Below are 19,768 nucleotides of genomic sequence, written 5' to 3'. Positions count from 1 at the left end.
CTGAATGTCTGGGATGATATCCAGATTCAACCTGGCGCAAAGTGGCAAATGAAATAGCAACTGCTCTTGCTGCCGCAAAAGTCGCGGTATTGATGGTCAGTCCCGATTTGCTCGCATCTAACTTCATTGCTGAAAATGAATTGCCACCATTACTGGATGCGGCTGAGGCAAAAGGATTGACGATTATTTGGATACCCTTGAGCTATTGCCTGTATGAGGAAACCGAAATTGAGAAATATCAAGCCGCCCATCCGCCCAATCAACCATTAGGTAGTCTATCAACCACAGACCAAAATCGAGTCTGGGTCGATATTTGCAAAAAGATCAAAAAAGCGGCAAACCTTTGAAGCAAAAAGTACTTGAAATCAGAAAACTACCTGCTTGAACTGCCTGACTTTAGCCAATTCATAAATAGCCGCTCCTGATTGCTTAAACCAGCATTTTGTCTGAGCATAGAATGGTTCATTCCACGCTTCTTTTCTATGCAAGACCCTCAGCCCCAGTCTGGACCCATTACCTTTGTCATCTCTGAAGTTGTAGAACCCCGTCATATTCAGGAATACGAAGCCTGGACGAAGGGAATTAATCGGGCGGCTCAACAGTTTGAGGGCTTCCTGGGGGTTGAAATCATTCGACCGCGTGATCACATCTATCCTGAATACGTTGTGATCGTCAAATTTGACAACTACGCCCATTTTCGAGAATGGACCGCCTCACAGACTTACCGGGAATGGATGGAAAAGTCCAAGGATCTGGTGGCTGAGCGATCGCGCCAACAATTGCCCAGCGGCATAGAGATGTGGTTTACCTTGCCCAAGAATGTTCCCCATCGGACTTCGCAACCTGCTTTTTACAAAAAAGTCGTTCTGGGTGTGTTGGCGGTCTACCCTTTGATCTTGCTGGCAAATGTATTACTCGATCCCTTACTCAAAGGATTCCATCCGTTGATCGGCTTATTGATTTCAGTCATTTTTGTATCCGTATTCTTGACCTACCCGGTGATGCCCTGGCTCACCAAACTGCTCAATGTCTGGCTCTATCCTTCCCCAAAACGGCATCCCAGACGCAGCAGCCAGTCGAGTGAACCGTATTAAGGTAGCAGGTGCCAGGTGTCAGGTGCCAGGTGTCAGGTGTTAGGTGTTAGGTGTTAGGTGTTAGGTATTAGGGACTCGCCAATTAATAAAGTCCCAACGTCATTCCCGCGCAGGCGGGAATCCATCGTGGAGTAGCTTGTCTAGCGGGTACTTTATTTTGGGGCACATCCCTTAGGTGTTAGGGGGGAACGATAGTGTGACACCTATCCCACCCAATCAAACCGAGCGCTAAAATGCCTTAAATAGGGCGGTTCACTAATCATTTTGAGTCCGCGAATTGATTCCCGACGGTGCCAGACCTGGGCGATCGCCTCAATCACATAGTCCATGTGCGATTGGGTATAGACCCGGCGGGGAATCGCGAGTCGCAGCAGATCCCATTTTGCCGGAGATTCCATTCCTGTATGGGCATCTCGACCAAACATAACGGTACCGACCTCTACGCCACGCACTCCGGCTTCCAGGTAAAGTTCGAGGGCGAGAGCCTGTCCGGGATACTGTAAAGGTTCGATATGGGGTAGAAAACTGCGGGCATCGATGTAAACAGCATGTCCGCCAGCGGGACGAACCGTGGGAATGCCAAGCTCATGCAGTTGATCCGCTACGTACTGGGTAGAGCGGATCCGGTAATGGAGATAGTCTTCATCTAAAACTTCGTGCAAACCAACCGCGATCGCCTCCAGATCCCGTCCTGCCAAGCCGCCATAGGTCGGAAATCCTTCTGTCAGAATTAACAATCGCCGCCACTCTTCTGCCAGTTGTTGATCACGGGTACATAAAAAGCCGCCAATATTGGCAAAGGCATCTTTTTTGGCAGACATCAAACATCCATCGGCATAGCTGAACATTTCCTGCACAATTTCAGGTATCCGCATGTGTTCATACCCTGCTTCCCGCTGCTGCATAAAATAAGCATTCTCCGCAAAGCGGCAGGCATCAATGTACAGGGGAATCCCATGCCCATGCGCCAGCTTGCTCACAGCCCAAATGTTTGCCATTGACACGGGCTGTCCGCCTCCAGAATTATTGGTGACGGTCAGTAGAATCACTGGAATTCTCTCTGGTCCGACTTTTGCGATGAGTTGTTCCAGGGCAGGAATATCCATGTCTCCCTTAAAGGGAGCTTCCAGAGCTAAATTGCTGGCATCAGCGCAGGGGAGATCCACGGCTCGACCTCCGACCGCTTCCAGGTTGGCACGGGTGGTATCAAAGTGAGTGTTGTTGGGAATCACCATTCCCGGTTGTACCATGACACTGGCAAATAAGCGTTCTGCGGCTCGCCCCTGATGGGTGGGAATCACCTGGGGAAACCCAAAAATTTCTTGAACAGCCCGTTCAAACCGATACCAGCTTCTAGCGCCAGCGTAGGACTCGTCGCCTTGCATTAAAGCCGCCCAGGCTGCGGCAGACATGGCTCCCGTGCCGGAGTCGGTTAACAGGTCAATAATCACATCTTCAGCTTTGAGCAGAAATAAATTCAGTCCAGTGGCTTGCAACCATTGCTCACGCTGAGGGCGATCGCTGAACTGAATCGGTTCAACCATCTTGATTCGGAAGGGTTCAGTAACGGTTTTCATACGGGATGAGCCTGTGGGGAATGGATATCAGCACTCATCACTCCACATGCAAACCAAATCTTTAAGAAGATAGATTTCATCACGTCTCAATCTGTACGGGCGGGTTTAGCGATGAAATGATCAACCGAGAGACCATCTGGATAAACCCGCCTCGCTCCAATCCTGGGACTGGTTAAATCCCGGTTTCTTAATTGCCAATGGCGGCTTCGGTTTTGGCGATCGCCAGCCGCGTCTTCAGCACCGAATCCGGGTTCAAGCTGATCGAGTCAATACCCTGCTCTACCAGAAATTGGGCAAATTCGGGGTAGTCGCTGGGTGCCTGACCACAGATGCCAATCTTGCGGTTGAACTGTTTGGCACAGGAAATCACCCGCTGGATCTTGCGCTGGACGGCTTCATCCCGTTCGTCAAACAGTTGGGATACCAGGGAAGAATCGCGATCGATGCCCAGGGTGAGTTGGGTCAGGTCATTGGAGCCAATGGAGAAGCCGTCAAAGATCTCACTGAAGCGATCGGCAAGCTCGACGTTACTGGGCAGTTCGCACATCACGTAGACCTGCAAGCCATTTTCACCCTGCACCAATCCATGCTTTGCCATTTCCTCCAGCACTTTTCGCCCTTCCGCTGGCGTGCGACAGAACGGAATCATCGGAATCACGTTCGTCAACCCCATCCCTTCCCGGACCCGCTTAAATGCCTGACATTCCAGTCCAAAGGCATCTCGATACTTCGGATCGTAGTAGCGTGAAGCACCCCGCCAGCCCATCATCGGGTTTTCCTCCTCTGGCTCAAACTCCTGACCACCAATCAGGTTGGCGTACTCATTACTCTTCAGGTCTGACATCCGCACAATTACCGGACTGGGATAGAACGCCGCTGCCAGCATGCCAATGCCCGCTGCCAGCTTATCCACAAAGTAATCAGAAATGGTTTCGTACTGATGGGTTAACTGGCTAATTTCCCACTTAGCGGCTTTGTCTTTCAGCGTATCGAAGTTCAGCAGTGCCAGCGGATGAACTTTAATCAGGGTGGCAATAATGAATTCAGTGCGTGCCAGTCCTACGCCGTCATTGGGAATCAGCGATAGCCGAAACGCCTCACGGGGATTGCCCACATTCATCATGATCTTGGTGCGGGTCCGGGGCAGGTCACCCAGGTTCAGTTCTTCAATCTCGAATGGGAGTAAACCGCTGTAAACCTGCCCTTCTTCCCCTTCGGCACAGGAGACAGTGACTTCCTGGTCATCCTTCAGCACATCGGTGGCGTTGTCACACCCAACGATCGCCGGTAGTCCCAACTCCCGCGCAATGATGGCAGCGTGGCAGGTGCGGCCACCCTGGTTGGTAATCACCGCACTGGCTTTTTTCATAATCGGCTCCCAGTCTGGGTCAGTCCGGGTCGTGACCAGCACTTCGCCTTCCTCAAACTCTTCTAACTTGCGCACATCCAGAATCACCCGAACCTTGCCCTGTCCAATCATTTCGCCCACCGCGCGACCCGTGAGCAGGGGTGTGGGGTGCCCCGGTTCGCTCAGACGGTAGGTGAGCAAGACATTGGTTTCTTTCTGAGAATGAACCGTTTCAGGACGTGCCTGGACGATAAACAGTTCGCCCGTCGTCCCATCCTTTGCCCATTCAATATCCATCGGGCTGTAGCTGCCTCGCACCCCAGAGTAGTGGTCTTCGATAATGCATGCCCACTCTGCCAGCTTCAGAATTTCGTCGTCGGTGATGGCAAATTTTGCCTGGTCTGCTTTGGACACCGGGATATTGGTAATCGGTCTGCTACCGCCGATGTCGTAGATCATTTTGATTTCTTTACTGCCCAGGCGCTTTTCGAGAATGGGACGGAATCCCTGTTTGAGCGTTGGCTTAAACACAATGTACTCATCGGGATTGACGACTCCCTGCACCACGTTTTCACCCAGACCATAGGCAGCCGTGACCAAGGCGGCGTTTTTGAAGCCACTTTCGGTATCGATTGAGAACATCACGCCCGATGCTGCCAGGTCAGAGCGCACCATTTTCTGCACCCCGACCGACAAAGCCACGTCAAAATGGTCAAAGTTTTTGATTGTACGGTAGGAAATGGCGCGATCGGTAAATAGGGAAGCAAAACACATGTGGCAGGCTTCCAGCACCCCGTTGATGCCATTGATGTTGAGGTAGGTGTCCTGTTGTCCGGCAAAGCTGGCATCGGGTAGATCTTCAGCGGTGGCACTGGAGCGCACGGCGACATCGGTGCCACTGTAGCGGCTGAGACACACTTCGCGATCGCTGCCCGTCAGGGTTTCACAGGTTTCGACGGTAACCCCGTAGCGATCGGATAGTTGCACATAGGCATTAATGATGGCTTCCTCCAGTTCAGCCGGAAAGGAGGTATCCAGAATCAGAGTGCGTGCCTGTCTGCCTTTTTCACGCAGATTGTTGACGTTATCCACATCCAGATCTGCCAGCAGGTGACGTAAACGGGCTTCCAGTCCAGCCTTTTCCATGAAATAGCGGAAAGCATGAGCCGTCGTGGCAAAGCCCGTTGGAACGTTCACGCCTTTGGGGGTCAGTTGCCGGATCATTTCCCCCAGAGACGCATTTTTCCCCCCGACCAGAGGCACATCGACGATACCGACCTGCTCAAACCAAAGAACAAATGCTGTTTCCTTAAGGTCTTGATTTAAAGGGGTAATATCGGGCTTTTTGACGGTAAACATGGTTTTTTACTCCGACAGTTTTGTAGGTCGTTAAATCTAATAGGTCTGATTTGATAGGCTCAGATTTGTTTAGAAAATTCTGTAAAGGTTTTGAGGGTTTGTAACAAGGTTTGCAACAAGGTTTGTTACAAGAATTTACAAGGAGATTCGCCCATCAATTCGTAAGCTGAAGCGGGTTGAGGTGAGGTTTGTCAATTTGATTTTAGAATGTTTGCCACAAGAATGTCTTTACCTGGAAGCAGAAGGCAGCCGCGATCGCCACTGTTTGGATGGTTTTCTTCTTAAACAGGTTGCCAGATGGACTTGATAAGGAGGTGGAGAATTGAAAATTTTATTTTCCATCTCAATCATTGCCACGAATGCCTTTACAAATCATTAAACGAACCTGCCGTCGCTGTTGCCAGCAACTACCATGAAATTTAATCAGTAATTGCATGGGAGTGAAAGCGTCGAAGTTAGAGCATCGGATCTAGCATCGGAATTAGGCACTTCAAACGGCAAGCATTCTCCATTCTTGGATTAAGGCCTGGAGGAAAATTTGGTTTGCTTAAATATGCAAAGCTAAAACATACTTTCAATCTTTAACAATTTAATTTTGAAATAACATGATCGATCTCAATCAAGGCAGCATTAAGCTGAAAGCAGAAGCTATTAACAAAGCTGACGCGATTCATCAAGCGGGTACTTTGCTGGTCGAAAACGGCAACATGAAGCCGGACTACATCACCAGCATGATGGAGCGAGAAAAGGTTGCCCACACCTATTTAGGTAATGGCATCGCAATTCCCCACGGCTTGCCCAAAGACCGGAATTTGATTTTGCAAACCGGGATTTCGGTCGTGCAATTTCCCGCTGGGGTGGAGTGGAATCCCGGTGAAAAGGTGCATCTGGTGGTTGGCATTGCGGCAAAATCGGATGAACACATCGAAATTTTGTCCAACCTGACGCACATTCTGGACGACGATGAGACCGTGCGGCGACTCTCTCAAACCACCAGTCCTGACGACATTATTGACTGTTTGACCCACCGCCAGACGGATGGAAAGGGGATGAGTCAAGCCGCTGAACCCGATTTTGACCGTTATGTCGATGTGGTCATCCAGGGCAAGGCAGGGCTTCATGCCCGTCCGGCTACTGTTCTGGTGAACCTGGCGAAGGAGTTTGCCTCAGAAATCCGAGTCCGCTACGGTGATCAGACTGCCAGTGCCAAGAGCCTGGTATCGCTGCTGAAGCTGGGGGTGGAAGGAGGACAATCCATTCGCCTGATGGCGCAGGGAGCGGATGCAGAAGAGGCTCTGGAAACCCTGGAGCGAACCATTTCAGCCGGGTTAGAGGACGAAGAAGAAACCACGTCTATCACGCTGGGGCATACCCTGGCATTTGAGTCGGCGGCAGTTCCCGGAATTGCCGCATCGCCCGGACTGGCAATTGGACCTGTTTTGCAGTTCAAGCGCGGCAAAATTGTATTTGAAGCCACGGCGAAAGACCCGGTGGCGGAAGAAACCCACCTGCGGCAGGCAGTAGAAACGGCAAAAGCCCAGCTTCATGAACTATATGAGGACGTAAAAGAGCGCTCAGGGGCAGGTAAAGCATCGATCTTCCTGGCGCATCAAGAATTTCTGGAAGACCCGGAAATGGTGGACGACGCGATCGCCCATCTGCAAGACCACCGTAGTGCTGCCTGGTCCTGGCAGCAGGCATATGAACAGCGTGCCCACTCCCTGGAAAAGTTATCCGACCCTTTGTTGGCAGGGCGGGCAACGGATTTGCGGGATGTGGGGCGGCGGGTGTTACGACTTTTGGCAGACAAGGTAGAGGATGAGCCAATTCCTCCCAGTTCGCCCGTGATTTTGCTGGCAGAAGATTTGACCCCGTCCGACACTGCCAGTTTAGACCCGGCACTGACCTTGGGGTTCTGCACTGCCTATGGCGGTCCGACCTCCCACAGTGCGATTATTGCCCGATCTCTCGACATTCCCGCGATCGTCGGTGCGGGTCCGGCGGTACTGGGGCTAACGGATGGCACCCTTTGCATCCTGGATGGTGAAAGTGGCAATCTCTACCCCCACCCCTCTCAGGTAGACCTGGCAACCGCCAAAGCTGCCCAGAAAGACTTACAGGAGATCCGAGCAGCCGAAAAGCTGGCGTGTTACCAGCCTGCCATCATGACTGACGGACACCGGGTAGAAGTGGTAGCCAATATTGGCACGGCGGCTGAAGCCGAGCAGGCAGTTAATGCCGGTGCCGAAGGCGTGGGACTGTTGCGTACCGAGTTTCTGTTCCTGAATCGCTCTGAACCCCCTTCTGAAGATGAGCAATTTGAGGCATACACCCAGATGACGCGATCGCTGAATGGCTTGCCTCTGATCATCCGCACCCTGGATATTGGGGGGGACAAAGAGGTACCCTACCTCAACCTGCCCCGCGAAGATAATCCCTTCTTAGGGGTGCGTGGAATTCGTCTCTGTTTGCAACGCCCAGACCTGTTTAAACCTCAACTGCGGGCAATTTTTCGAGCAGCCCAAACGGGTCCAATCAAAATTATGTTTCCCATGATTGCCACTCTGGATGATTTGAAGCGGGCAACGGCGATCGCGGAGGAAGTGCGGCACGAAGTCGGAGCCGATCCGGTTGAGATTGGCATGATGATTGAAGTGCCCTCTGCGGTGATGATGGCAAATGAGTTTGCCAAAGAAGTCGCGTTCTTTTCCGTTGGCACCAACGACCTGACCCAGTACGTACTGGCAATGGATCGGGGACATCCCGTACTGGCAAAACAGGCAGATGGTTTACACCCCGCCGTTCTGCGGATGATCCATCAAACGGTGCAGGCAGCCACCGCGGCTGGTAAGTGGGTCGGGGTTTGTGGCGGGATTGCCGGTGAGCCTTTAGGCGCAGCCATTCTGACAGGACTCGGTGTGACCGAATTGAGCGTCAGTATTCCCAGCGTTGCAGCCGTCAAAGCCAAACTCCGCAAGCTGTCCTTTGCCAAAACCCAGGATTTAGCCAGCCGTGCCCTCAAATGCCGCAGTGCCCAGGAAGTCCGTACCCTGATGTGATTTCCGGTGTCGGTGCGTTACCCAGAGAAGAAAACCATGAATCCTAAAATTGCCACGATTACCCTGAATCCAGCCATTGACCAGACGGCATCCGTCCCAAACTTCAAAGCCGGTGAGGTTAACCGTGTCGAGTGGGAGCAGGCAGACCCCGGTGGTAAGGGAGTCAATGTGGCTTCCTTCTTGACTGATTTTGGGTTTTCGGTAACGGTGTCTGGCTTCCTGGGCAAAGATAACACTGAACTATTCCAAACCTTCTTCCAGCAAAAGGGCATTCAAAACCGATTCGTGCCGATCCACGGCAAAACTCGCGTCAACGTCAAAGTTATTGACCCGCTGCAAAACCAGGTGACAGACATTAACTTTCCGGGACAGGCCCCCATAGACGCTGATGTGAAAGCTCTCCATCAAGTCGTGGATGACCTGGCAACCGACCACGATTGGTTTGTGCTGTCGGGTAGTCTGCCAACAGGGATGTCTCCCAGCATTTATCAACAACTGATTGCTGGGTTAAAGCAGAAAGGCAAAACGGTTGTTCTAGATGCCAGTGGAGAAAGTTTCCGGCAGGCGATCGCCGCTGTCCCCGATGCCATCAAACCGAACATTGACGAACTCCAGGAACTATTTGGCAGACCCCTAGAAAGTGAAGGGGCGATCGCCCAGGCAGCCCAAGACCTGTTAGCCCAAGGCATTCGCTGGATTGCTGTCTCTATGGGCGCTAAAGGAGCCATTTTTGCCGAAGGAACCGATGTCATCTACGCCCACCCCCCTAAAGTTAAGGTCGTGAGCACCGTAGGCGCAGGCGATGCAATGGTGTCAGGACTGATCACCAGCAAACTACGCGGACTTTCCCTACCCGACTGTGCCCGCTTAGCCACCGCCTTCTCCATCGGTGCCCTGAGCCAGGTCGGACCCCGCCTTCCCCCCAAAGAAACCGTTGAAGCCCTAATGGAGCAGGTCATTGTCCAACCGCTTTAAAGGTTGGGAGAGTAATTGAAAGTTGAGAGTTAAGAGTTAGGAATGGAGAAAGAAAAAAGAAGAAAAGAATACTTAACACAATGGGCGTAAATCTCCAGATACCCAATGTCTGAGAGGTTTATTCAAAACCTTACATCAGCTCAACGAAACACTGAGAATCCTGGCTACCAACTTGCCCATTGCACTACTTCATAACCCCACACTCAAAACTTTCAACCCAACACTTTTAATCCTCAACTCAACACCCAAAACTTTTAACTCTCAACTCTCAACTCTCAACTCCTCCCCCCTCCCCTTTTCATCCCCCCTTAACCATGAAACCGATTAAAAAAATTGTCGCTGTCACCGCCTGTCCTACGGGAATTGCCCATACTGTGATGGCAGCAGAGGCGCTGAAGAAAACCGCTGATGTGATGGGCTATGACATCAAGGTAGAAACCCAGGGTTCTGAAGGAGTCAAGTCTCTCCTGGCAGAACGGGACATTGACGAGGCAGATCTGGTCATTGTGGGGGCAGACATCTCAGTAGATCTGTCCCGCTTTGCTGGGAAGCCTGTTTACGCGACTTCCACCAGCCGCACAATTCGGAATACGAGGGCAGTGATTGAAGAAGCGATCGCAGAATCCTTCCCCGACAACGATGAACCGACTCCTGTTGCACCAGCGGTTTCTCCAGTGCCGGTTCCGCCAGCGGCAGTTTCCATCGCTCCCAAATCTCTGGTGGCGATCACCGCCTGCCCCACGGGCATTGCCCACACGTTCATGGCAGCCGAAGCGTTACGGAAATCTGCGAATGAACTGGGCTACCTGATGAAGGTAGAAACGCAAGGCTCGGTGGGGGCAAAAAACCAGTTAACACCGGAAGAAATTGCGGCGGCAGATGCCGTTGTGATTGCCGCCGATACCTACGTGGATCTGTCCCGGTTTAACGGCAAACGGATTCATCAAACCTCTACCAAAGCAGCCCTCAAGGATGGCAAGGCGGTAATTGAAACTGCCCTGACCCTGCCAGAACCCGCATCAGCAGGAGCAGCAGACGGGCAGGGAGACTACTTACAGTCGGTCAAGCAGGCAAAAACAGAGCAGGCAGTCAGGCGATCGGGTCCCTACAAACACCTGCTGACAGGGGTTTCCTATATGCTACCCGTCATCGTTGCTGGGGGACTGATCATTGCCCTTTCCTTTGTTTTTGGACTCGATCCCCAACCCGGAACCATTGGTTATGCCTTGAATCAAATTGGTGGAACGGCTGCTTTTGCTCTGATTGTGCCAGTGCTGTCCGGGTTTATTGCCTTTTCCATTGCCGATCGCCCCGGTTTAGCCCCCGGTCTAATTGGTGGGATGCTGGCAGCGAATTTGGGGATGGGCTTTCTTGGCGGCATCTTCTCCGGCTTCCTGGCTGGATATATCGCCTTGTTAGTACGGGAAAAAGTGAATCTGCCTCCCAACTTTGAAGGACTCAAACCCGTTCTGGTGATTCCCTTGCTGTCTACCCTGGCGGTTGGGCTACTGCTGGTCTATGTCTTTGGTGCGCCTGTGAAAGCGCTGATGGATGGGCTGACGACATTTTTGCAGGGCATGGGGCAGACCAATGCTATTCTGCTGGGCTTGTTACTGGGCGGCATGATGGCCGTGGATATGGGTGGTCCTGTGAATAAAGCTGCCTATACGTTTGCGGTCGGGCTGCTTGCCAGCAACATTTTTCAGCCAATGGCAGCCGTGATGGCAGCGGGGATGACACCGCCGCTGGGTCTGGCACTGGCAACGTTTCTAGCAAAACGCCAGTTTACAGAAGATGAACACCAGGCGGGCAAAGTGGCAGCGGTGCTGGGTCTGTCCTTCATTACAGAAGGGGTGATTCCGTTTGCTGCAAAAGATCCACTTCGGGTGTTACCTGCCTGCATTGCAGGGTCAGCCGTTACAGGAGCACTGTCCATGCTGTTTGACTGTACGCTGCGTGCGCCCCATGGCGGCATCTTTGTGCTGGCAATTCCCAATGCCGTGGGGCAAGCGGGGCTATATGTGGCATCGATCGCGATCGGCACATTCATCACTGCGGTGCTAGCCGTTCAACTCAAACGCTGGCAACCCAAAGCAAAGCCAAAACCAAAACCAGATCCAGTCATCTAGCGCAGGCTGCCAGAAATAGGGCAACTGAGCGATCGCTGTTTGAGCCGATTCGGTTCAAACATTCTGATGCTGAAGAATTGGTTGTGTTTAGACAAGGGAATCTTACACTGAGACGATGCTGATTTACTTTGATAATGCTTTATTAACCTCTATCTGACTTGCAAACCGCTGTAGCAACTCATGCAACATTGCACAATCTTTTTCATTTAATTGCAGCCGACCGTTTTCAATATCCCGAATCCAGCTCTGGCTTTTGCCAAGCCTATCTGCCAGCACTCTCTGGCTCAGTTGAAGGCTTTTTCTGACAGCGGCAACTTGCTGCCCTGAAAATGACGCTTTGGGTTGAGGTGGTTTGCGTGCTTTTGATGGTTTCTTTGCTGACTTAGGTGACTGCTGCATCCAATCGTCTGGCAGTTCAAATCTTAGCAAACGAGCATTCATGAGCCGCTGCCACTTGTTGCGTGGAGCGGCATCCGTTAGGCGTTGATCCCGGCTACCATCGCTCGTCCAAAACTCTAAAGCAGCTTCAGCATCGTCTGGTAAGTCTGCTAACTTCACCCATAAAGGCTGGATTTCAAGTGGATAGGTTGATGGATCAAAGACTGGTTGAAGCTGGTAGCGGTTGAGCACGTCGAGATCACTTTCAAACGATCGCACCAAACGTTTGCGCTCTTCTCGCTGAGAGGCTGCTTTAAGCACCCTTTGTTCCCCGTAAGCAATCCGCATTAGCATTGGTACAGTGATTCGTTGTTCAATACCCATACGAGTTTTGAACAGAAGCCACAGCATGATCCGGACAACCCCTTCATGCTGCTGCCAGAGGCTCATCACATTCATAAGCAGCGATTTGGGCAAGGTGCCGTATTGATAAAACGTGGTTCCTGCTTGGGTGCCCTGTCGATTGAGGAAGAACTGTGTCCACTGACCTGCCTTAATGGTAAAAGTCATTCCAGTCAGGTGTTTGCATCCTAGATCATCCTCTTGAAAGTGGTGCTGAGTATTGATCAGGTGCCACAAGTGACTTTGAGGAACCGTAATTTTCTTGAATCTACCCTGCGGTGCCCAGTCAACCGTCACCAACAGTTTGCAGGGTTGTTCAACCAGATCTTTGATCAAGGTTAGTTTTGCCAGTTTACTTAGATCTTTGCGCTTGTTTAAGCCCAGATAGTCGGAAATTTCTTGATCGCTGACTGTAAAAGACTGCTCCCAGGGGCGCTCCAGAGACGTTGCATATGCGGCGTATATCAGGTGCAGGCACGCCGATCGTATATCCCAGGCGGCGATCGCTGTTTGTGCCGCTTCTGCTTCCAGAACAATAGGCACATCTGGAGTACAAGTATCTGTCAGGCAAAGTGTAACCTCTCCCCTGCCGCCGCTGACCTGCCGCCGATGGCAGAGATTACCCGACTCATCCGGTTGCCAGGGTAACGACCGTCGCTGGGCTAGCACATTGCAAGCTTCCCAAACGACGATCGCAGACGCAAATGTATGAGTTTTGCCATTGGAAAAGAGCCTTGGACTCGTGTTGACTTTCCTATCAACCTTACATCGACCTTTCTTTGCCTGCAATGGCACAGGGACATCATTTAAACAGATCGAAGTACATAATGGTTTCTCATAAAAACCTTCACAGTTATTGCATAACATCGGATCAATCCAAAGTTTTTCACCCTCTTGCTTAATGGCACCTGTAGGACACAAGGGCAAGCAGTCATTACACTGAGTGCACAGGCTTGTAAGTGTATAAGCCATAGTTGTGTGTGATTACCTCAAAGTGAGCCGTGAACTAACTAAAAACGTAAGCCTTGTTAGCTTTTGTGTCGTAACCTGGGAGCTGCAAAAGCTTTTGTGTTTGGCGGTTATAACTATGGCTAAAAAGGCAAAATCTGCCTGTGCGAGCACCGAAAACCTTGATCGAGCAAGTCCCTATTAGAGGACTCTGCTTTCAAAGAAGTGAATTCTATTTGCTGGCGGAATAAATTAGCTGGTAGGGGTTTCTAGTTTTTCAGTCAACTAAGCAATCACCTAAAAAACGCCGTAGCGCTGGTATAACTAGCTTGTTTCCCTGCCAGAAATTTGGTAAATGAAATGCCTGCTCTATCGTTTCTCGCAATCAAATCACATTGCTATATCATCAGAAATTTTGAACCCAATCACATTGATTTAGCCTTGTTCAACAGGCATTGTTCTAATCTCTAATCAACGCTTCTTTAATACTAGTTTTAATCTAAAAATACGCTTCATTTTGTTCGGCAGAAGCTATTAAATAGTTTTTTAATAATTTCAGTATATTAAATATTTTGTTTTTTAGTTTAGCTTTTTTCTATGAATTTTATAACCTCAAGTTTATCTACAATTTCTCCAAATCTAAATTTTAATTGAACACTTTATGTCTCTTAGATAATGCTGTTGTAGATGAAAAAGCGTTTTCTAAATCTGAGATGTCGATATAGCGTTTTTGAATCCAGTGAGGTACATGGATAGCCATAGAATCCTTGAGTCAAACAGATGAGATGTACCTCACCCAGAAAGGAAACGCTATAACAAACTCTTCTCTGCTCAACTCATGTGGAAGTTTTGTGGAAATGCTAGATCCCTTACCCATAAAGACTCATTTACAGGTAACAAAAAGCCTGTACCCTACCCCTAATATCTGTCTAAACTTCCTTTTCATAATGTTTTGAGTAGATGAGTACATCGCTATTGGGTCTCATCGCCTCTTTGACAGTGAGATCTGCTTGCTGGCTTCAAGCGATCTGATATAAACAGAGAAGCTACGTTCATGATTCAGTCTTGTCGGCTTGCTGGAGGCAGTCATGGTGCAATCCCACATTCAAGAAACGATGAATCGAGAAACGACGAATGTTGCTGAATGGGTTTCACTGGCATCTATCAAGACTCGTGAACAGCCACGTCATTACTTTGACCCGGAGAAGCTAGAGCAGTTAGTGCAATCGATCGCACGGCATGGCATTTTGGAGCCATTGCTAGTACGCCCTTTGCAAACTAATCAATATGAACTGGTAGCGGGTGAACGGCGCTACCGGGCGGCTCTCAAGCTCGGTCTACCTAAAGTGCCAGTCGTCATTCGGCAACTAAACGACGATGAGGCAATTCAATTAGCCTTAATTGAGAATCTGCAACGAGAAGATCTTAATCCGATCGAAGAAACAGAAGGTGTATTACAATTGCTTGCTTTCAGGCTGAAACTGCGAGTGCAGGCAGTGCAAACCTTGCTTTATCAAATGAAAAATATGCTTGAAAAGGATAGTGAGGGTAGGAATAACGTTATTCCTAATGCCAGATCAGAGCAAGAACAAGAAATTCAGTCTGTTTTTCAAGAGTTGGGATTGATGAGTTGGCTCTCCTTCACGTGTAATCGGCTGCCGCTACTCAACTTACCAAACGAGATTTTGGATGCCATTCGCTGCGGCAAGATTGCTTACACGAAGGCTATAGCGATCGCTCGTGTTAAAGATAGCACTCAGCGCCAAGCTTTGCTCAAGCAAGCTGTTGAAGAGAATCTTTCGCTCAATCAAATTCGAGATTGCATTAAAGTCATTAAACCAAAGCCAGAGCTTCAATCTCCTAAAGCAATCTTGACAGCCCTGCATCGACGACTGCTGAAGGCGAAATTATGGGAAGACCCTCAGCGGTGGACACAAGCCCAAGAACTGTTTTCTAAACTGGAAGCCCTATTAGATCATGAATTGCCGCACAGTCCAACGTGAAAGCAAAACAGAGAACATTAGGGAAAATTGACCGACAAAAGAGCTTTATGGGTTCACACGCAACACTTGCAAGAGAAGCTGTTGATCTTTGAAGCCAACCTGAAGACGGCCACTCTCAATATCGCGCACCCAACTTTGACTTTTGCCCACATGGGTTGCCAGGTCACGTTGGCTAATTTGCAGGCTTTTTCTCGCAGCGATGATCTGCTGAGCCGAAAGCGCCGATCGGGGTTGAGTGTTTTCTTTGCGTTGAGCGTTACGCAATTTTTTCTGGGTGACTTGAGCTGCCTGGATCTCCCACCCTTGAGGCAGCTCGAAGCACAAAATCCTTGCTTGCATCAACCGATTCCATTTATGGCGCGGTGCAGCATCGGTCAGGCGACGGCCGTTGCTACCATCATTCGTCCAAAATTCCAGCGCGGCTTCGGCATCGTCAGGTAAGTCTGCTAGTTTTGCCCACAGTGGCTGAATGTCCAGTGGGTAGGTGATGGGATCAAAGACTGGTTTCAACCCATAGTGATTGAGTACTTCCAGATCACTCTCGAACGATCGCAGTAACCGTTTACGCTCCTCTCGCTGAGTGGTAGCCTGAAACACCTTCATTTCTCCATACGCGATCCGCATGAGGGTTGGTATGGTCAGGCGTTGCTCACTGCCCATTTTGGTTTTGAACAGGAGCCACAGCAACATGCGGCAGGCACCCTCGTGCTGTTGCCATAGGCTGGTCACTGTCCACAGGAGGGTTTTAGGCAAACTGCTGTATTGGTAAAACGCCGTACTTTCTCTAGCGCCCTGACGATTGAGAAAGTATTTTGACCAGGCTCCGGCTTTCACCCTGAAGGTGAGTCCAATGAGGTGTTTACAGCCCAAGTCATCTTCTTGAAAGTGATGCTGGATGTCGAGCAAATGCCAGAGGCGGCTCTGTTCTAGCGAAAATCCGCGTACCCGTCCTTGTTGAAACCACTGGATATCAATCTGGAGTTTGCACGGCTGTTGAACTAACTCTTTAATTAAGGTCAACTTGGCAAGCTTGCTCAGATCTTTGCGTTTCTCCAAGCCTAAATAGGTTTCAATTTGGCGATCGCTGATCACAAACTCCTGCTCCCAGGGTTGCTCTAGAGCCATAGCGTGAGCGGCATAAATCAAATGCAGGCACGCAGCGCGCACGTCCCAAGTAGCAAGTTCAGCCTGGGCTGCGGTGCTGTCAAGGGGAACAGGAGAGTCTGAGTCGAAGGCGTTGATAAGGCGGAAGGAGATCGTCCCGCGTCCACCGTTTACCTGCCGCTCGTAAAAAAGCGTTCCATCTGAATCACTTTTCCAAGCTAGGGATTGACGTTGTGCCAGGACATTACATCCTTCCCAGACAGTGATTGCGGACGCAAACGGGTTACTTTTGCCATTCGCAAACAGGTTTGGGCTAGGCAGCATTCGGGCAGTTGTCTTGCAACGCCCTTTCTTTGCCTGTAAAGGCATGGGTGGGGATGCGATCGAACACACATTCACACATTGCGGTTCATCGGCATAACCTTCACAGTCGTTGCACAACATGGGATCAATCCAGAACGCACCTTCCTCAAGCTTGATAGCATCTTTTGGACATTGGGGAATACAATCCCCACACTGGGTACAGCGGTTCGTGATGGTATATGCCATAGGTGAACGTGGTTAACTATATAAGGTTGATTAAGTAACCCTCTCAGTGAATCATCATGAGAGAGCTTCGAGCCGACCTATGATACCGAAACGTGAGATTGGAAAGCGAATGTGAGTCGTAAAATAGTAAGCTCAACGTATTTCATTACGAACGAATTAGTGTTTACTTTTAATCAAAATGTCCCGCTATTTTGTTCAATCTAAACGATTAAATGATTTCTTAAGCTTTCGCCTGAAATATGTTTACTACAAGCAATTTGAGCTTTCGTTTAGTAGCACTTGCTACCAACATTAATGTTAGAAGACCATCACTTTTAATATCATTATTAGCAATTTCCAAACTGAGTAAAACCATGTTTGGAAAAGGCGTTATACATTATTCCCCTACAGGCGCTCAATCATAGGTCGAAAATATCCTCACTACGTCGTGGGTAAAATACTAGCCTCCTGACCAGTAAAAACTCACTTCCTGCTTGGAAAATACCTGTACCCTGTCTCTGGCATTTCCCTGAACTTCCTGCAATGCAGCCGTTTGAGCATCTGAGTACAGTAGTAATAGGGTGTTGTTAATGGATGAGATGAGTGCTGCTGTTTGGCTGAAAACACCTGGTATAAGAAGAAAAGTCCCATGATTGTTTTTGATTGACATCATGCCGCAGTCTAAGCCTATGCAAGTTTGTTTTAAGCCTCAATCTAACCGTGAGCCAACGCTATCCTGGTATAACTTACCCGTTGAAGTTAAACGTTTGCTGATTGCGGCGGCGAATAGCTGGGAAGACACGGCACAGTCTCAGGAGTGTATACAGCAAGCCCTGGCGATCGCCCATCAATCTCTGGATGTACTGGTCGCCGCCTACCGCTACTTTTTCTATAAACACGACAATGCGGCTGCCCTCCAAATTGCCACCCAGGTGCTTGAGCGAATCAGACAGTTGGAGAGGCTTCCAGAGCAGTGGGAGTTGCTGGCACCGATTCTGAGTGATCGTAAAGAGGAACCCACCATCCGGCTCTATCTCAATGCTTATGGGGCTTCTGGGCTGGTGCTGGCACGGATGGGTGCGATCGAAGAAGCAACCGTGATCACCACTCGCGTGAGCGAAATTGACGACGGACGAGAATTTGGAGCAGCTACAGTGTTGCAAATTCTGACTCACCCTGACGATGAGGAGGATTAATCACAGTGGTTGAGGTAGCCATGAAACATCGCGATCTATTAGTCACAGAGACAGGGCAGTGGCAGGTGTGTAAACCGGTGAGAGAATGGGATTTGCTCCGCACGCCCTACCGCTTTCATCGCTTTCTGACGGAAGTTGAAGATGTGCTGGAAGCCGCGATCGATGAGACCGATTGTTTACCGCAACTATGGTTACTGGTGCGACGGCTGATTACAAATTCCTACTGGATACAAACGCAATATACCCAACCTAGTCCCGATACGGGTTCTGGTGTGATCATGCTCTACGACGAAATTGGCTACCCGTTAACGGTACAAATTTCTACCTACTTACCGGGCACGCGATCGTCCATTCACAATCATGGAAATTGGGGCATTGTGGCGATCCTGAAGGGGGAAGAAAAAAATACCCTCTGGAAACGGCTCCCTAATCCAAAGTTTCCCGATTGGGTGGAGCCAACGGCTGAAGTGACCCTGTTACCAGGCGATATTATCAGCTTTACCCCTGATGCCATTCACTGTATAGAAGCGGTTGGCACTGAGCCAACTGTAGCCCTCAACCTGTACGGTGAAACTCACCATTCCAAACGCTTTGAGTTTGATCCGATCGCTCACACTGCGAAAAACTTTTAGATTGCTATTGAGTATTGGTTATGAAAGCTCAACTCTTGAAGCTTCTCCCAGCTTGTTTAACGATCTCAGTCACTGAGACAGCAAGTTGCCACGCTGGAAAAGCTGTGGCAGCAGAGTCTCTATTGAATCCACTATTTATCATTCACCCAAGATTTATCATTCATCCAACATCAGCCAGCCATGACTCAACAACAAACAGAACAACGCCAGAATCAATACCTGAAATTGATTGAAGCTTTGCTGGCTTGCCCGAATGGGCAGGAACCAGACATTCTCGATGCTCAACCCGATTTGATTGATGCAGGTTTGGTGCAAGCGCTTGTGAGGGTGGGCACAATGATGGCGCATCAAGAAAATCAAGACGGTGCTAAGTTTCTCTTCCATGTGGCTCGCGAGCTAGCCATTCAACTCAACCTGTATCCAGAAGCAACTGCTAAGGAGTAACGATGGAAACCCTCAATCGATCGACCGATGACGTTGGACAACTCGCGATCGCGTTTCTCATGGATGATCTGGAGATTCCAACCGAGGATCAAGAATGGTTTTCTGTGTTGAATGTGCGCCCCGTGGGGGAAACCTGGTGCGTCGTTGAAATTGGCGTAGAGGGATTACCCGATAAATGGGTGTTGCAAGTTTACGACACGGGTGAATGCGACCCCAGCTATACCTTTCGTTCTCCGGTGAATGCGTCAGAAGCCGATACCGGATTAGAGGATCTGCCAGAGGCGATCGCCCAAATTCTAGCCACCGAACGCAGCCAGCATTGATTACCTTCTTTTGCTGCTAGCTCCATAAAAACTGAGAGGAAACGCGCTTTCATCAACCAGACTCCAATGCATGGACTGTACAAGGAATGTCCGCATGACTACGGGGACAGGTCTGCAAATCCTGTTGTTTAGAAGCTGTTTGTAAATGTTAGTTAAGCAGTTTTTGGCTTCCTCGTTCGGCGGTTGTTTGTTAAGCGGCGGAGCATTAATCGAATCATAACCACATAAATCATGCCTTCATGATTTTCGGGTAAGGTTTCGTAGTCCCT

Annotated in this window: 14 protein-coding genes; 10 read left to right on the top strand and 4 right to left on the bottom strand. The window is 49.8% G+C overall.

Annotated elements, in window-relative coordinates; translation table 11 throughout:
* Positions 1-41 precede the first annotated feature (41 nt).
* Together AC1S52_RS24550 and AC1S52_RS24545 are read left to right on the top strand one after the other, a co-directional pair.
* A complete protein-coding gene (locus tag AC1S52_RS24550) occupies positions 42-347 on the top strand; it encodes a hypothetical protein (RefSeq protein ID WP_482031670.1) in 306 nt (101 codons plus the stop codon).
* Between the two features lie 135 nt (positions 348-482).
* Positions 483-1,094, top strand: coding sequence for an antibiotic biosynthesis monooxygenase (locus AC1S52_RS24545; RefSeq protein WP_482031669.1), 612 nt, complete (start codon positions 483-485; stop codon positions 1,092-1,094).
* A gap of 203 nt (positions 1,095-1,297) precedes the next feature.
* On the opposite strand, the gene AC1S52_RS24540 is transcribed toward AC1S52_RS24545, so the two are convergent.
* Both AC1S52_RS24540 and ppsA read right to left on the bottom strand, forming a co-directional pair.
* The gene (locus AC1S52_RS24540; protein WP_482031668.1) at positions 1,298-2,671 is read right to left on the bottom strand and encodes a tryptophanase; all 1,374 of its coding nucleotides are present in this window, start codon (positions 2,669-2,671) and stop codon (positions 1,298-1,300) included.
* Between the two features lie 187 nt (positions 2,672-2,858).
* Positions 2,859-5,378: a phosphoenolpyruvate synthase gene (gene ppsA, locus AC1S52_RS24535; protein WP_482031667.1), complete on the bottom strand. Its 2,520-nt coding sequence runs from the start codon at positions 5,376-5,378 to the stop codon at positions 2,859-2,861.
* 605 nt (positions 5,379-5,983) lie between these two features.
* Here ppsA and ptsP point away from each other — a divergent pair.
* The 3 genes from ptsP (at position 5,984) to AC1S52_RS24520 (ending at position 11,541) form a co-directional block, all read left to right on the top strand.
* The gene (ptsP, locus tag AC1S52_RS24530) at positions 5,984-8,437 is read left to right on the top strand and encodes a phosphoenolpyruvate--protein phosphotransferase (RefSeq protein ID WP_482031666.1); all 2,454 of its coding nucleotides are present in this window, start codon (positions 5,984-5,986) and stop codon (positions 8,435-8,437) included.
* A gap of 36 nt (positions 8,438-8,473) precedes the next feature.
* Positions 8,474-9,412, top strand: a complete 939-nt coding sequence (gene pfkB / locus AC1S52_RS24525; RefSeq protein ID WP_482031665.1) for a 1-phosphofructokinase — start codon at positions 8,474-8,476, stop codon at positions 9,410-9,412.
* A gap of 314 nt (positions 9,413-9,726) precedes the next feature.
* Positions 9,727-11,541 (top strand): PTS fructose-like transporter subunit IIB, encoded by a 1,815-nt coding sequence (locus AC1S52_RS24520; RefSeq protein WP_482031664.1) that lies wholly within the window; start codon positions 9,727-9,729, stop codon positions 11,539-11,541.
* Between the two features lie 123 nt (positions 11,542-11,664).
* Here AC1S52_RS24520 and AC1S52_RS24515 read toward each other — a convergent pair whose 3' ends face one another.
* Positions 11,665-13,116, bottom strand: a complete 1,452-nt coding sequence (locus AC1S52_RS24515; protein WP_482031663.1) for a helix-turn-helix domain-containing protein — start codon at positions 13,114-13,116, stop codon at positions 11,665-11,667.
* 1,241 nt (positions 13,117-14,357) lie between these two features.
* Between AC1S52_RS24515 and AC1S52_RS24510 the strand changes: the two genes are divergently transcribed.
* Positions 14,358-15,272 (top strand): ParB/RepB/Spo0J family partition protein, encoded by a 915-nt coding sequence (locus tag AC1S52_RS24510; RefSeq protein ID WP_482031662.1) that lies wholly within the window; start codon positions 14,358-14,360, stop codon positions 15,270-15,272.
* Positions 15,273-15,317: 45 nt separating this feature from the next.
* Here the strand turns inward: AC1S52_RS24510 and AC1S52_RS24505 are convergent, their stop codons facing one another.
* The gene (locus tag AC1S52_RS24505; protein ID WP_482031661.1) at positions 15,318-16,925 is read right to left on the bottom strand and encodes a helix-turn-helix domain-containing protein; all 1,608 of its coding nucleotides are present in this window, start codon (positions 16,923-16,925) and stop codon (positions 15,318-15,320) included.
* 668 nt (positions 16,926-17,593) lie between these two features.
* On the opposite strand from AC1S52_RS24505, the gene AC1S52_RS24500 reads away from it, so the two are divergent.
* From AC1S52_RS24500 to AC1S52_RS24485, 4 genes are all read left to right on the top strand, one after another.
* On the top strand, positions 17,594-18,100 hold the full coding sequence (locus AC1S52_RS24500; RefSeq protein WP_482031660.1) for a hypothetical protein: 507 nt from the start codon (positions 17,594-17,596) through the stop codon (positions 18,098-18,100).
* 20 nt (positions 18,101-18,120) lie between these two features.
* Complete coding sequence (locus AC1S52_RS24495) at positions 18,121-18,732, top strand: cysteine dioxygenase family protein (protein ID WP_482031659.1); 612 nt, start codon at positions 18,121-18,123, stop codon at positions 18,730-18,732.
* 180 nt (positions 18,733-18,912) lie between these two features.
* On the top strand, positions 18,913-19,176 hold the full coding sequence (locus AC1S52_RS24490; RefSeq protein ID WP_482031658.1) for a hypothetical protein: 264 nt from the start codon (positions 18,913-18,915) through the stop codon (positions 19,174-19,176).
* A 2-nt stretch (positions 19,177-19,178) separates the two neighbouring features.
* Complete coding sequence (locus AC1S52_RS24485) at positions 19,179-19,499, top strand: hypothetical protein (protein WP_482031657.1); 321 nt, start codon at positions 19,179-19,181, stop codon at positions 19,497-19,499.
* Positions 19,500-19,768 lie beyond the last annotated feature (269 nt).

The organism is Kovacikia sp. CALU 1929 (genome assembly GCF_056784235.1).
Note: the sequence above shows the minus strand (reverse complement) of the source record. Positions and strands in the feature narration are given on the sequence as shown.